The organism is Francisella sp. Scap27, from assembly GCF_013394105.1.
Lineage (GTDB): Bacteria > Pseudomonadota > Gammaproteobacteria > Francisellales > Francisellaceae > Francisella > Francisella adeliensis.
Genome location: NZ_CP041326.1, coordinates 1,401,000 through 1,415,848 on the forward strand (window position 1 = coordinate 1,401,000; position 14,849 = coordinate 1,415,848).

Genomic DNA, 14,849 nt, shown 5'->3' on the forward strand with positions numbered 1-14,849 from the left:
AGTTGGTTCATGATAAGCATATGGATGTTTACTATAATGAAAAAAGTAAACATCCTAGCATTAATTAGATGATCCTAAATTAACTAGATGTATAAGTAGAAATGAAGTTATAAAATGTCTTAAATTGATAAGATAGATCAGAACTTGAATTTTTTATTTTAGTAACAAATATAGAAGCGCTTTTTGTACATACTTTCGATTTAAACTCTGTTGAAAAATTACAGAACAATCATTATCCGGTAAGGTAGAACTTACTTCTTTGCCTCTTAGCATCGGCATACAATGCATAAAAACAGCATCATTATTGGCATGTGACATGAGCTCTTCATTTACCTGATATCCTTTGAAAGAAGACTCATCTGTAGGCTCGAAGCCCATACTAGCCCATACATCGGTATATACAGCATCACTGCCTATTACAGCACTCTTGGGATCTGTAAAGCCTTTTATTAAACTTTGATCTTTTAATTGATTTAATATTATCGAATTAGGCTCATGACCTTTGGGACATGCATAGTTAACCTTGATCTTTAGCTCATTTGCTATAAGCATTAAGCTATAAAGAATATTGTTTGCATCTCCTAAGTAAGTAATAGTTAAAGATTCTAAATCACCAAACTTTTCTTTTAATGTTAATAGATCTGCTAAAGTCTGACATGGATGATATAAATCAGTTAAAGCATTTATAATTGGTACCGTAGAATAATTTATCATCTCATCTAAATCATTGTCATTAAATGTTCTAATCACAACGGCTGAACAGTAGTTTTGCAAAACTCTTATGAAATCTTTTGGCTCTTCTTGCTTTCTTGAGGTAGAAACACTTTCTATAATATTTCCCCCCATTTCTGTAATAGCTGCTGAAAAACTAAAGCGTGTTCTTAACGATGGTTTATCAAAAACTAAGGCTATTATCTTATCAGTTAAAGCATTCTTATATTCTTCGGGGTTTAATTTCATATGTTCAGCTGTAGCAATGATCTTTACAAAATCGCTGTTAGTTACCTCGGCGCCAGATAATAGGTTATTAAACGATAAATTATTTTCACCCATATATACATCAAAATCTGCAAGTTGTTCCATAATTACCTTCTCCTTCTTTTATAAATTTATTTAATAGAATCTCTTCTTGTTTACCATTTAATATCGTAATATTTTTCTTTGAGCAGTTTAAAAAACTCTTTACTGAATTTAATTTGATTCCCATACCTCCAATAACAGTTTTATTTACTGTAAGCTCTTCAATATCTTTTGTGACTAAATTTGGTATTAACTTTCCACTCTTATCCAAAACGCCTTCCTGATCTGTTAGATATATAAGTTCATCAACATCACATATTATTGCCATTTCTGATGCAACATTATCAGCATTAACATTTACAGATTCATAGGTATCAGTAAGGCTGATAGTTGAAACTATAGGGACTAACCCCTGAGCAAGTGTTTTCAAAATAATACTTGGATTAATCTCCTTGATGGAACCTACATAACCATACTTATCTTTGTCAATAAAATTAGAAGTTAGAAGGTTGCTATCCTCTCCAGAAATACCAACACCTTCTAAACTAATGCTACTAAAAGTTTTAGTGATTTTTTTATTGACCATATACAAGGCCATTTGAATCAGTTCCATATGTTCTTTAGGAGTGACTCTTAAGCCTTCAAGGAAATTTGTCTTTAAATTGTGCTGATGTAAAGTTTTGGTAATATATTTGCCGCCACCATGAACTAAAATTACTTGAGCCCCTTCATCCTTTAACCTTCTCACATCACGACATAAATTTTTCATAACCTGATTATCTTCAAGAATAGAACCACCTAGTTTAATTAATATTCTTTTATTATTTAATTTTTTCATGATAAATACCCCGCATTAATATCCACATATTGTTCAGTTAGATCACAACCCCATGCAGTTACATTCTCATTTCCTTGTGAAAATGTAACATCAATCCCTATCGTATCCTCTTTCATGGATTCTTTAAGATTTGATAGGTCGTAAGAAACTGGTAAACCTTGAGTAAATATTTTTTCTCCTTGTATATAAATCTCACAACTTGCTAAAGTTTCCTCATCAATTTCAACTTCACCTATTTTAGCTAAGACCCTACCCCAGTTTGGAGACTGCCCATATATGGCTGTTTTAACTAATGGGCTGGAAATTATTTTTTTGGCTAACTCTTTAGCTATTGTTTGATCATTTAGACCATTTACTTTAGCTTCTATAAGCTTGGTTGCACCTTCACCATCCCTAGCAATACTTTTAGCTAAAATAATTGCTATTTCATGTAATGCTTGTTTAAATATTTCGATATCAGCCTTAGATGAGAGATTTACGCCACTAGCCCCATTTGCTAACATAAATACACAATCATTCGTTGACATATCACCATCAACAGAGATCATATTGAAGCTATTATCCGTTGAATCTTTTAGTAACTGTTGAGCTAAATTAAGATCTAAATCGACATCAGTTAAAAAGTAGCCTAACATGGTAGCCATATTTGGATTAATCATCCCAGAGCCTTTACAAATTCCAGTAATCGTAATTTCACCGCCTGAGAGCTTTATTTTTTTATGTATTGATTTTGGTAATAAATCAGTTGTCAAAATTGACAGTGCAAACTTATCTGCGATATTTGATAAACTTGTCGTAAGTCTTGGTATTGCAGCTGTTATCTTATCAATAGGCATTTGCTGTCCTATAACTCCTGTTGAAGCTATCAAAACTTGCTCGGGTGAGCATCTAAGCTCTTGAGCTAGAGTCTCAACTATTTGTTTGTTGTGCTTAACTCCTATTTCCCCAGTTGCTGCATTTGCTTGACCACTATTAGTGATAATCGCTTTAATATTATCAGCTGGTAAAAGCTCCATACAATAACGCACAGGAGCAGCCTTATATTTGTTTTTTGTAAAGACTCCAACTGCTTTAGCTTTTTTATCTAATACTATAACTCCTAGATCTGGACGATAAAGCCTTATCCCACTATTAATACCGCCTGCTAAAAACCCTTTTGGCAATTTAGTTCTAAATAAACTCTCCATATCCATCTCCTTTTTTATAATCCTGTATCTACAGGTAAATCATAATAATTATTTAAATTTTCAAGCGCTTGAGTAGCTGCACCTTTTAATAAATTGTCTATGCATGCAAAGATAATGATTTTATTACCTTTGACTAAAAAACCTAATTGAGTATTAGGAGTATTAACAACGCTTTTGATAGATAAAAATGACAGCAATGTTTCATTACTTTGTTTCGTCATATCTATAAATTTAAACAATGGGTAGTTATTATATTCATTGTCATATGCTTCATTAATTACTCTTTTAATGTCATTATTATTTAACATATCCTTACTGAAATTAAGGTCTGCATAAATAGATATTGAAATGCCTGAGTGAATTGGCAACATGCTTGTGCTGAGGAAAAAATTATCCTCTTCCAGATTGAAGTCTGCTAAATATTTTAATATTTCTGGAGTATGTTGATGCTTGCCAATTTTATATGGATAAAAATTATTTAGCATTTCTGAAAACATTAGTTCAGAAGAAGGTGTTTTACCAGCACCAGAAACTCCAGATTTAGCATCTATAATAATATTATCTGGTTTAATTAAATTATTTTTTAATAGAGGGATAATTGACAATAGAATGCAGGTAGCATAACAGCCTGGGTTAGCTATTAAAGTGTCTCTATCAGAAAACTTCACATATGGTGATAAGCCATATTTAGCGCCGTCATCAAAAGCAGGAATCGAGTGTGTCAGGCCATACCATCTTTCTAGATCTTCTTTTTTTAATCTAAAAGCACCACTCAAATCCAAAATCTTTGTATTTATATTCTTTTGATTGATTTTATCTACGATTTCTATAGAAATATCTGCAGGTGTAGCTAATAATAAAAAATCCACATCGAAATTTTCACTATTTAAGTCATCTAAAAAATATCTATATTGATCTTTTTTATTTGATGATAGACCTAAGCTTCCAACTAGCTCAAAATTTGGATGATTATTTATCAGTTTCTTTAAAATCTGGCCGGTATAACCATTCATTCCTGCTATACAAATTCTTTTTTTCATATGCTTCTTTATAATCATTTTTAAATTACAATAACATGATTTTATATTTTGGTGAATAATTATTCAGCAAAATGATGTTTTTATGTATAATTAGTCATAAATTAGAATTATGGATCAGAAAGTGGATGCTAAAAAAATAATAGATAAATTCAGTGCTAATATAATTAATCCTTACAATATTAATATAGTTAGAGGGGATGGTAGCTATGTCTATGATATTAATAGTAAAAAGTATATTGATATGGCAACAGGAATCTCTTCAACAAATTTTGGACATCAAAATCCAGAAATTTTTGAAGCTTTAATTGAACAGTCTCAAAAAGTATCGATTGTTTCGAGACTTTTCTATAATGAACCTTTATCTATGTTCTTAAAAAAAGCTTGCGAGTTAACAAATATGGATAAAGCTATAGTAATGAATAGTGGTGCTGAAGCTATTGAAACAGCTATAAAAGTTATTAGAAAATGGGCTTATATAAAAAAACAAATACCACAAGATAGAGCGCAAATAATTACATTTGATAATAGTTTTCATGGCAGAACAATTGCGGCAATTAGCTCTTCTTCAGAAGCAAAATATAAGGCTAATTTTGGTCCTCTGACCCCAGGTTTTAAATCTATTCCTTTTAATAATATTGAAGCATTAAAAGCTGCTATAAACGATAATACTGCTGCAATTATTATAGAACCAATCCAAGGTGAAGCAGGAGTAATAATTCCAGATCCTAATTATTTGATTCAATGCCAAAAAATATGTAAAGATAAAAATATTTTATTTATATTGGATGAAATCCAGACAGGAATGGGTAGAACTGGAAAAAATTTTGCTATGGAGCATTATGGTTTGAGTCCTGATGGAATAACTCTTGGTAAATCTTTAGGAGGGGGTGTTTTACCAGTATCATTATTCTTAGGCAAAGAAAAAGTTATGAATGTTCTAAGTCCGGGTGATCATGGAAGTACTTTTGGGGGAAACCCTTTAGCAAGCGCAGTTGGCTATAAGGCACTATGTCTCTTAGAACAGCAAAATTTGGCATTGAAATCTGAGGTTTTAAGTAGTTTTTTTATATCTGAATTAAATAAAATAGACTCTAAATACATTAAAGAAATTAGAGCCAAAGGTTTATTTATAGCTTTGCAAATTTATCCAGAATATTTTGAGAATTTTTATAAATCCTTAATTGACTTGGGTTTGTTAGCCGTAAAAACTAGAAACAACTCGATTCGATTGCTCCCATCATTAACTATTGATCAAGAAACTCTTAGAGAAGCTGTTGAGATAATAAATAAAATAAAGATATATTAAAGCTTATAAGTTAAGTAGACTTTATTACAGACATATTCGCTAGAAAATAGGTTATAACCACTTGGTTAATAGTAAGTTCAAGAAAAGATGTTTATCTGATAGAGTTGTAATCGCAGTTGTATAAATTAAACTGCAGAGTATTGATAGCTCTTTAATATTTCTGGATTATTATCTAACCATCTATCAAATTTATTTGCTAGTATTTTACCTTTTTCATTCTTATTGAACATGAAAGCCTTATAAGATATTTTCTTATCAAAATCTACAAGTATTTTGCATAGCTTGGGATTTATTGAGTGCTGATAGTGTATTTCTAATGTATCAGTAAACATTATATTTGGATATATGCCATCAATGCCCTCAGTCAGAGATTTTATGGCTAACTGATTATCGTTAATAATCAAAAGTTTAGCTTTTTTTAATTTAGCTAAGGCAATTTTTTCATTGGTGCCACCACGGTTTTCTATTACTAGGGTTTTAGGGTTGTCGATATCATCAAAGAATTTGTATTTGTTGAGATTGTTGCATTGGGTCATGGCGGCTTTATGAAAAGAGGTTAAAGGCGTTGAAAATACAAAATTTTTCTTACGCTCAGGGTTTATTGTCATCCCGCCTACGAAAATATCAAACTTTTTATCTTTAAGGTTTTTTCCTGCAGTTTTCCAAGTTGTTCTTACAAACTCTACAGGTTCATTTGATGCTTTAGCAAATTTTTTGATAATGCCTATATCCTTTCCTTTAAAACCTCTGGTTTGTTCTTTGTATTCAGAAAAAGGAGGATAGTCACCTGTTGTACCAATTCTTAATAAGGCATAACTAAAGTCACTTAGTAAAATTGAGAATAAAATTATTAAAATTCGAGGCATAAAATTTAAAAAAAATTATTTTGAGATATTCTACCAAGCTTTTTGATTAAAAAGCATAGGCTTTAAAGATGAGTGAAGAATTAATCTTCTTTTTTATCAATTCTGCTTGCTACAAAACAACCAACAGCTACTGCTGAAAATGCTGATAAGAACCAATATAGATAATACATAATAATCTCCTTAATACATATCGTGTGAGTTTTCTTTAACTTCTTCTGCACATATTCTGCGACCATTTGCCCACATTTTTTTGTATACAAAGAAAGTATAGCTAAAGATGATAGGTAATATAATCACTGCAGCACATAATATACCAACTAATGAAGTTTGGCTACTACTAGAGTTATATACAGTCAAGCTAAACAGATGATCACCTACAGTTGAAACCATAATGAATGGGAATAATGCAAACCCAACAGTCAATACAGCACAAAGTATAGATACCATGCTAGATAAGAAAGCTAAACCATCTTTATCTTGCCTGTTAAACTTAATTACAAGTCCTGCACATACTACAGTTAGTACTGGTGCGAACCACATCCAAATATGAGCGTGACAGAAGTTGTAGTACCATGAGTAATCCATGCTTACTACACCGCTAGTAAATGGGTGGTGTAAAGTGTCAGACATATTTACAAGGTCAGCACTTGGAGTATATTGGTAACCAGGTATAAACGCAATCCAAATACCAGCAATTACAAATAGTAATATATACACACTAGCCATAACAGTTGTTATAGATCTAAATCTATCTCTAAGTACACCTTTTGTTCTAAGCTTAGCATAAGCTGAACCATGCATAAGAGCCATTACCAGAGCAAATACACCAAATAGCAAAGCAAATGGAGTTAGTAGGTATATAAGTGTTACCCACATAGATTGGTAAGCTCCATTTGTGATAGTACCGTAGATTAAACGAGAAGTATCATCATAAGAGATAGGGAAACCCAAGAATAGATTACCTACCGCTACACCCATCACTACCATAGGAATTATGCTACCTAAAACTAGCATCCAATCCCAGAAGTTACGCCACTTAGGACTATCAATCTTTTTGCGATATTCAAGAGCAGGAGGGCGTAAAAATAAACCCCATAGTACTACTAAAATAGCAATATATAAGCCAGAGAAGCTTGTTGCATAAACTTGTGGCCATATAGCAAATATAGCACCACCAGCTGCGATAAACCAAACCTGGCTACCATCCCATGTTGGAGCTATCGTGTTGATAATAGCTCTTTTTTCATAGTCATTTTTACCGACAAACTTAGCTAAGATGCCTACACCAAAGTCAAATCCAACAGTGCCAGCTACAAGGAATATCAATATTCCAACAACTAGCCAAGAGAGGATTTGTAAAATATCTAAAAACATTTATTTATCTCCCTTTTTTAAATTTTCGCTATCTTGTTCGAAGTGATACTTACCTAAGCCAAGAGAACTAGGGCCAAGACGAGCAAACTTAAACATTAAGAATACTAACACTGCAAATAAAGCTGTATCAATTAGCGTAAAGATTGCCATTGAAGTAGCCACATCTATAGATGTAAGAGCTGATGAGCTGATATTTGTAGGTAGTATATTGTATACTGTCCAAGGCTGACGACCATGCTCAGTTACATACCAACCAGCGATACACGCTATAAATGGTAGAGGTATCGACCAAGTCATTACTTTAAGTACAAATCTTGTGAAAGCGTTGCTTGTGAAGGCTTGTCTTGCTAGAAGTATTAAGCCTACTATGATTAGTGCAAACATAAAGAATCCGATACCAACCATTATTCTGAAGCTCCAGAATACGCTAGCTACATCAGGAGTCATATTTGTAGCTACTGATCTTACAAGTTCAGGATCATTAGCAACTTTGATAATGCTTGCAGAGTCTGCTTTTCCATACTTATCCATAGCTGCTTGAACAAGGAACTTACCATGCCCCATGTATCTTTGATACTGAGGGTTGTTGTAGTCTTTGTAGTCAGCCGTAGGAGTATCGCCAGTATGACCTGATTCACGCCATTTTAGTAAATCAGCATAAGCAAGGCCACCATCTTTAATCATTACTAAAGCAGAAGGAACTTTTTCATATTTAGCAGGGTTTGCAGCGGCAACTTCTGGAGAAACTTCAGCAGTTACACCTGTTTTGATATCTCTGTAGTATGCAAAGTTAGGATCTCTATCACCATTTGCATCAGCTTTTCCATAAAGAATAGCTTTCATACCAGGAATTTCGACATCAGTTGCATGAGTTGCAATAAGACCAAGTACAGTAGGGATCTCAACGGCATAGTTGTTCTTTTGCTCTGATTGACTTGGTAGAGCTACAGCATTAAATGCTGCAGGAGCTTTAGAAGTATCCCACTCAGCTTCAATTGCTGCCATTTTCATTGGCTGTACTTTAAATACATCAACACCGTTTGCATCACCGAAAATCATAGCAACTAAACAAGTTACAATACCAAAGCCAAGACCTACACCTATAGATCTAGTAGCGAAAGCTTTATCACGACCTTTTAGTAGATAGAACGCACTTATACCAATTACAAACATTGCAGCAGTTGTATAACCTGCTGTCATCACATGGCCAAAGTTAGTTTGAGCAGTTTCGTTCATAAATACATCTAGTAAGCTAACAGTTTCCATACGCATAGTAGAAGCTACGAATTCAGAGCCTACGGGGTGTTGCATATAGCCGTTTGCTACCAATATAAGTAAGGCAGAGAAGCTAGAGCCTATAGCCATACAAAAAGTAGAGAATAAATGCTGTTTCTTTGAAAGCTTGTCCCAACCGAAGTAAAATAGTCCAACAAAAGTAGACTCTAGCATAAATGCAGCTAAAGCCTCAATTGCAAGTGGAGTACCAAAGATATCACCTACTGATTGTGAGTAGTAAGACCAGTTTGTACCGAACTCAAACTCCATTGTAAGACCCGTAATGATTCCTAAAGCAAAGTTAATCCCAAGTAATTTACCCCAGAATTTAACCATGTCTTTATAAACTTGCTTATTTGTTCTTATGTACATCAGTTCCATTGTGAATATAATCCATGTCAGGCCTAATGTAAGAGGTACAAATAAGAAGTGAAAAGATGCTGTTAAACCAAACTGTAATCTAGCTAGGTCAACAGACATGAGCGTTGGTAACATATCGACTTCTCCTTGTATTTTAAAATAATGTGTCGTGTTATTTTTGTTTTTCTAACTTAGAAAACTTGTTTGTTGGATTATTTGGGACGTTGAAAATCTAATAAATTAACAAAAGTCAACTAACGTTAACAAAAATTAATAAAAGTTTATCACATAAGTTTGTGAAAACAAAAAAAATCATGCTGAAAGCCTTGTTTTTAAAGGCTTGTAGTATACCGATTTAGTATAGATTTTGAGTTGAGTATAAGGTCTTTATTGGCTTTTCTTGGTGTAAAATTTAAAAAGATGCTTAAGAATTACAAGCTAAAGATTTATCAAGTGTTTGATTCTTTTAACCAGATTCTGCTCTTCTATTTCTTTTTTATCAATTTTTATGTAAACTGCTTGCTCATCTAGGCATGTGTTATATTCATAAACTCCTGTTTGGGCTGCAAGTATTTCTTCTAGAGCTATCTTTGCATCATGAGAGTTACTTTTTAGCTTATATATTTTTGAGTTTAGATATGTCGGTTCTGCCATCATTATTGATACTATCAACCATAAAATGCCAAGAGTTAAGCAAAGAGTTAGAACTCCTGCTATGTGAAAGTGATGATAGACTACGCCGCCAACCATACCCCCTACAAATATTCCGAAAAACTGACAGCTTGAAAATACTCCCATTGCAGTTCCTTTACTACCAACAGGAGCTATCTTAGAAACTAAAGAAGGTAAGCATGATTCAAGAAAAGTAAATGCAGCAAAGAAAAATGTAAGCAGAACGCTTAGTATGAAGACATGCGTATAACTAAGAGTAAGAAGACCTATCGAGATACTTAGAATGGCAACAGCTATTATAAAGTAGCTTCGCATTTTTCGTTTTACTTCAGCGATCATAACAAATGGAAACATCATTGAGAAAGATATTATTAAAACAGGTAGGTATATTACCCATTGGTAATCAGCTTTCACCTCTAAGATATTTGTCATAATAGGTGGAATAACAATAAACAATGCGGTTAAACAAGCGTGTAAGCTGAAGATACCATAGTTAAGTTTAAGCAATTCTTTATGACTTACTACATCTTTTAAGAGTGTAAATACAGTTTTCCCTTCGTGATGGAAGGTTGTTGTTTTTGGTGTTGGAATCCTGCTAAGCATAAATATGCTTATGAAGCCAAAAATTGCAGTCAGCCAAAATATGCCAGAAAGACCTATAATGCTATTAAGAATAGAGCTTATCATCATCGCAATAAGAAAAGAAAATCCTATAGACATGCCAACTAAAGACATTGCTTTTAGCCTGTTTTCTTCTTTTGTAGAATCAGCAACTAATGCTGAAAGAGTACTTCCTATTGCTCCAGCACCTTGAATGGCCCTACCAATGATGATTCCATAAATGCTGGTTGAGAGAGCAGCGACAATACTACCTATTATGAATAGTATCAAGCCAAAAAGTATTACAGGCTTACGGCCATATTTGTCAGAGCATATACTTAGTACTATTTGAAGCATTGCTTGTGTAAGCCCATATACTCCAAGAGCTAAGCCTATAAGAAATGGTGTGGCATCACTTAGGTGGTTTATGTATAGGCTAAAGATCGGAAATATTATAAATAGTCCAATCATTCTAAAACAATAGATTAAAGATATGTATGTTGTAGTTTTGAATTCGTTTTGATACATGTTGGTTGTGACTTTGCTCTAGCATGATTTAGTAGCAAGAGTATAGCGAAAAGGTTCCTATAATTAAATCTTTATTGATTTTTTTGGGTGTTTTTTTTTGTAAGCTACTGTATAATATGGTATCTCGGTTGAGGTGTGTGTAAAATTCGCAACTTTAAGATAAAATAATAAAAAAGGTATCTTGTATAATGAAATTAAAAAAATATATAGCTATATTATTGAGTGTATTGGCTGTACTATCTTTAGCTGGTTGTAAGGGTGGTATTTGGAATCCAAATGGCGTAATTACAGCACAAGAAAAAGAGTTGTTCATAATTGCTACAGTTCTTATGCTTATAGTGGTTGTCCCTGTGATAATATTGACTTTATGGTTTGCTTGGCGCTACCGTGAAGGTGCAAACGCTAAGTATAGACCAGAGTGGACTCACAGTACAGCGCTAGAGGTTGTATGTTGGGGTATACCTGCTGTGCTTATCTTAATATTAGGCATAATGGTTTGGAAAACAACACACTCTCTTAGCCCTTATAAAGCTTTAGAGTCAAATAAAAAACCTCTTGAAATTGATGTTGTAGCATTGGACTGGAAATGGATGTTTATATATCCTGAGCAAGATATTGCTACAGTAAATTATCTTGAGCTTCCTAAAGATCGCCCAGTAAACTTCAAGATTACATCTGCAGCTCCGATGAACTCATTTATCATCCCTGAGCTTGGTGGTCAGATTTATGCAATGACTGGTATGACTACACAGTTGCATATTATTGCGACAAATAATGGTAAGTATCGTGGTTTCTCAGCTAACTACACAGGCACAGGGTTTGCTGAAATGCAGTTCTATGCTCATGTTGTAGATCAAGGAGACTTTGATAAGTGGGTTACTACGGTACAAGATGGCAAACATCAAGCATTAACTTGGGATTACTTCTGGGGTAACCTTGTTAAGCAGTCTATTGCTAATCCTGTGGCTTACTATTCAGATGTTGATAAGAATCTATTTAGTGATATCGTCATGTCTTATATGATGCCTAACTATAAGCCAGGCGACATGGGAAAGATGGGTGATATGCACCACATGGCAATGTAATTAAGTTGCAAGATATTAGAAGTTATAAATAAAATAAAAGTAGTACAGTAAATAGGAGAATAGCATGCTAGAAGCATTAATCGGAAAGCTAAGTGATCCGCATCTGGTTTTTCCATACTTGTATGAACCGGTAAGCCAACAATTAATCATACTTGTTATGTTTATAGGTATATCGGTCGGCGGTGTGGCATTACTTGGTGGAATCACTTATTTTAAAAAATGGGGATACTTATGGAGTGAGTGGTTTACCACTATTGATCATAAGAAAATAGGTACGATGTATGTAATCGTAGCTTTGGTGATGATGGTTCGTGGTTTTGTTGATGCTGCGATGATGAGAACACAACAAGCATTAGCTTCTGGCGATAGCACAGGATATTTGATTCCTGAGCATTTTGACCAGATTTTTACTGCTCATGGTGTAATCATGATTTTCTTCGTTGCTATGCCATTGATTTTTGCACTTATGAACTGGGTTATTCCTCTTCAGATTGGTGCTAGAGATGTAGCATTCCCTTATATGAACTCATTAAGTTTCTGGCTATTCGTAGTTGGCGCAATGCTTATCAATATTTCTTTATTGGTAGGTGATTTTGCGCATGCTGGTTGGTTAGCTTACCCACCATTCTCAGACATAACTTATAGTCCGACAGTCGGAACAGATTATTATATTTGGGGATTACAGATTTCAGGTATCGGTACATTAATGACTGGTATCAACTTCTTTGTAACTATCATTAAGATGCGTTGCAAAGGTATGACGCTAATGAAAATGCCTGTATTTACTTGGGCTTCATTATGTTCTGTTATTCTTGTGATAGCTGCGTTCCCTGTATTAACGGTTACACTAGGTTTACTTACTTTAGATAGATACTTTGGTACTCACTTCTTCACTACTTCAGGTGGTGGTGATCAGATGATGTATGTAAATCTAATATGGATTTGGGGCCACCCAGAAGTATATATTCTTGTGCTTCCTATGTTTGGTGTGTACTCAGAAGTTGTTGCAACATTCTCTAAAAAGCCACTATTTGGTTATGCGACTATGGTTTGGGCAACTATTGCTATTACAGTTTTATCATTTGCGGTATGGCTACATCACTTCTTTACGATGGGAGCAAGTGCAAATGTAAATGCCTTCTTTGGTATAATGACGATGATTATCGCGATACCAACAGGTGTGAAGATATTTAACTGGTTATTCACTATGTTTAGAGGTCGTATAGCATTTACTACACCTATGTTGTGGTTAGTTGGCTTTATGATTGTCTTCTCTGTAGGTGGTATGACAGGTGTATTATTATCAGTACCTGGTGTTGACTTCCAGATGCATAATAGTGTGTTCTTAATTGCTCACTTCCATAATGTAATTATTGGTGGTGTAGTGTTTGGTGCATTTGCTGGTCTTACTTACTGGTTCCCTAAAATCTTCGGATTTACCTTAAATGAACGTTTAGGTAAATATGGTTTCTGGTGCTGGTTTATAGGTTTCTTTGTAGCATTTATGCCTTTATACGTACTTGGAATGATGGGTATGACTAGAAGATTGTATCATTATGATGCTTCTACTGGTTACCAAACACTATTAGTTGTAGCATGGTTTGGTGCGATGATTATAGCTTTAGGTATATTCTTCCAAGTGCTTCAACTTATTGTAAGTATTCGTGATAGAGATCAAAATCGTGTAGGTGCTGATGTTTGGGGTTCTGGTCGTACTTTAGAGTGGGCTATACCTTCTCCAGTACCATTCTACAACTTCTCACATGAACCAGAAGTTTCTGATAGAGATGATTTCTGGTCACAAAAAGAAAAAGGTCTTAGCTTTGATGGTAAGCCTGTAGATGCTGAAAAGACTTATGAAGATGTTCATATGCCTAAAAACACATCTGTAGGCCTAATCATCGGCATATTTAGTTTTGTATTCGGTTTTGCTATGGTATGGCATATATGGTGGCTTGCTGCTGTAGGTGTTGTTGGTATGATCGGTACAGTTTTACGCAGATCTTTTGACTATAGTATTGACTACTATGTGAAAGCAAAAGAAGTCAAAGAAGTTGAAAGTAAATATACAAAAGAAGGGGAGTTACGATAATGAGTACAGTAACTGCAGATAACAATCACCACGACGACCATCATCACTTTGATGGTTCTAAGAACGTCTTTGGTTTTTGGATTTATATTATGAGTGACTGTGTGCTTTTTGCTACACTGTTCGCTGTATATGCGGTGTTTCACAAGCATACATTTGGTGGAGCTGATGCTCAGGAGCTTTTTAGCTTACCTTATGTTTTTGTGGAAACTATGCTACTACTTGTAAGTAGTTTTACCTTTGGTTTAGCAATGCTTAATCGTAATTCTGATAACATTAATCATGTGATTAAATTTTTATGGGTTACATTCTTCTTAGGTTTAGGCTTTATCATTATGGAGGTTCATGAGTTTTATGAGCTTGCAATGGAAGGTCATACTTGGGCTAGTAGCGCATTCCTGTCATCATTCTTTACTTTAGTTGGTACGCATGGTCTTCATGTATCTATGGGTCTTATATGGATCGTTAGTATGATATTCCAACTTAAAAAGCATGGCATGACACCGATGACTAAGACTAAAATGACTTATTTAGGTTTATTTTGGCATTTCTTAGATATCGTATGGATATTTGTATTCTCAATAGTTTATTTATTAGGAGCGGTATAAT

Annotated in this window: 13 protein-coding genes; 4 read left to right on the forward strand and 9 right to left on the reverse strand. The window is 34.0% G+C overall.

Going from position 1 to position 14,849, the window contains the following annotated elements; all coding sequences use genetic code 11:
* Positions 1–153 precede the first annotated feature (153 nt).
* Genes FLM55_RS06750 through argC form a run of 4 tightly spaced genes read right to left on the reverse strand, consistent with a single transcriptional unit; the run spans position 154 to position 4,085 of the window.
* Positions 154–1,083, reverse strand: a complete 930-nt coding sequence (locus tag FLM55_RS06750; protein WP_256868861.1) for an ornithine carbamoyltransferase — start codon at positions 1,081–1,083, stop codon at positions 154–156.
* Positions 1,061–1,858: an acetylglutamate kinase gene (gene argB, locus FLM55_RS06755; protein ID WP_178948585.1), complete on the reverse strand. Its 798-nt coding sequence runs from the start codon at positions 1,856–1,858 to the stop codon at positions 1,061–1,063. The genes FLM55_RS06750 and argB overlap by 23 nt, the downstream gene beginning before the upstream one ends.
* Entirely contained in the window at positions 1,855–3,045 is a 1,191-nt protein-coding gene (argJ, locus tag FLM55_RS06760) for a bifunctional glutamate N-acetyltransferase/amino-acid acetyltransferase ArgJ (protein WP_178948586.1), read from the reverse strand. The genes argB and argJ overlap by 4 nt, the downstream gene beginning before the upstream one ends.
* A 14-nt stretch (positions 3,046–3,059) precedes the next feature.
* Positions 3,060–4,085, reverse strand: a complete 1,026-nt coding sequence (gene argC, locus FLM55_RS06765; protein WP_178948587.1) for an N-acetyl-gamma-glutamyl-phosphate reductase — start codon at positions 4,083–4,085, stop codon at positions 3,060–3,062.
* A gap of 109 nt (positions 4,086–4,194) precedes the next feature.
* Here argC and rocD point away from each other — a divergent pair, with 109 nt between their 5' ends.
* Positions 4,195–5,391, forward strand: coding sequence for an ornithine--oxo-acid transaminase (gene rocD / locus FLM55_RS06770; RefSeq protein ID WP_178948588.1), 1,197 nt, complete (start codon positions 4,195–4,197; stop codon positions 5,389–5,391).
* Between the two features lie 125 nt (positions 5,392–5,516).
* On the opposite strand, the gene FLM55_RS06775 is transcribed toward rocD, so the two are convergent.
* The 5 genes from FLM55_RS06775 to FLM55_RS06795 form a co-directional block, all read right to left on the reverse strand.
* On the reverse strand, positions 5,517–6,257 hold the full coding sequence (locus FLM55_RS06775; RefSeq protein ID WP_178948589.1) for a transporter substrate-binding domain-containing protein: 741 nt from the start codon (positions 6,255–6,257) through the stop codon (positions 5,517–5,519).
* Between the two features lie 80 nt (positions 6,258–6,337).
* Positions 6,338–6,427 (reverse strand): cytochrome bd oxidase small subunit, CydX/CbdX family, encoded by a 90-nt coding sequence (locus FLM55_RS06780; RefSeq protein ID WP_178948590.1) that lies wholly within the window; start codon positions 6,425–6,427, stop codon positions 6,338–6,340.
* Positions 6,428–6,437: 10 nt separating this feature from the next.
* Entirely contained in the window at positions 6,438–7,631 is a 1,194-nt protein-coding gene (gene cydB / locus FLM55_RS06785) for a cytochrome d ubiquinol oxidase subunit II (RefSeq protein WP_178948591.1), read from the reverse strand.
* Complete coding sequence (locus FLM55_RS06790) at positions 7,632–9,401, reverse strand: cytochrome ubiquinol oxidase subunit I (protein ID WP_178948592.1); 1,770 nt, start codon at positions 9,399–9,401, stop codon at positions 7,632–7,634. It abuts the gene before it with no gap.
* Between the two features lie 303 nt (positions 9,402–9,704).
* Positions 9,705–11,066 (reverse strand): MFS transporter, encoded by a 1,362-nt coding sequence (locus FLM55_RS06795; RefSeq protein ID WP_178948593.1) that lies wholly within the window; start codon positions 11,064–11,066, stop codon positions 9,705–9,707.
* 188 nt (positions 11,067–11,254) lie between these two features.
* Here FLM55_RS06795 and cyoA point away from each other — a divergent pair, with 188 nt between their 5' ends.
* The 3 genes from cyoA (at position 11,255) to cyoC (ending at position 14,848) form a co-directional block, all read left to right on the forward strand.
* The gene (gene cyoA, locus FLM55_RS06800) at positions 11,255–12,151 is read left to right on the forward strand and encodes a ubiquinol oxidase subunit II (protein ID WP_178948594.1); all 897 of its coding nucleotides are present in this window, start codon (positions 11,255–11,257) and stop codon (positions 12,149–12,151) included.
* 64 nt (positions 12,152–12,215) lie between these two features.
* Positions 12,216–14,243 carry a cytochrome o ubiquinol oxidase subunit I gene (gene cyoB, locus FLM55_RS06805; RefSeq protein WP_178948595.1) on the forward strand — a complete coding sequence of 676 codons (2,028 nt, stop codon included), beginning with the start codon at positions 12,216–12,218 and terminating at the stop codon, positions 14,241–14,243.
* The gene (gene cyoC / locus FLM55_RS06810) at positions 14,243–14,848 is read left to right on the forward strand and encodes a cytochrome o ubiquinol oxidase subunit III (RefSeq protein ID WP_112870664.1); all 606 of its coding nucleotides are present in this window, start codon (positions 14,243–14,245) and stop codon (positions 14,846–14,848) included. The genes cyoB and cyoC overlap by 1 nt, the downstream gene beginning before the upstream one ends.
* Position 14,849 lies beyond the last annotated feature (1 nt).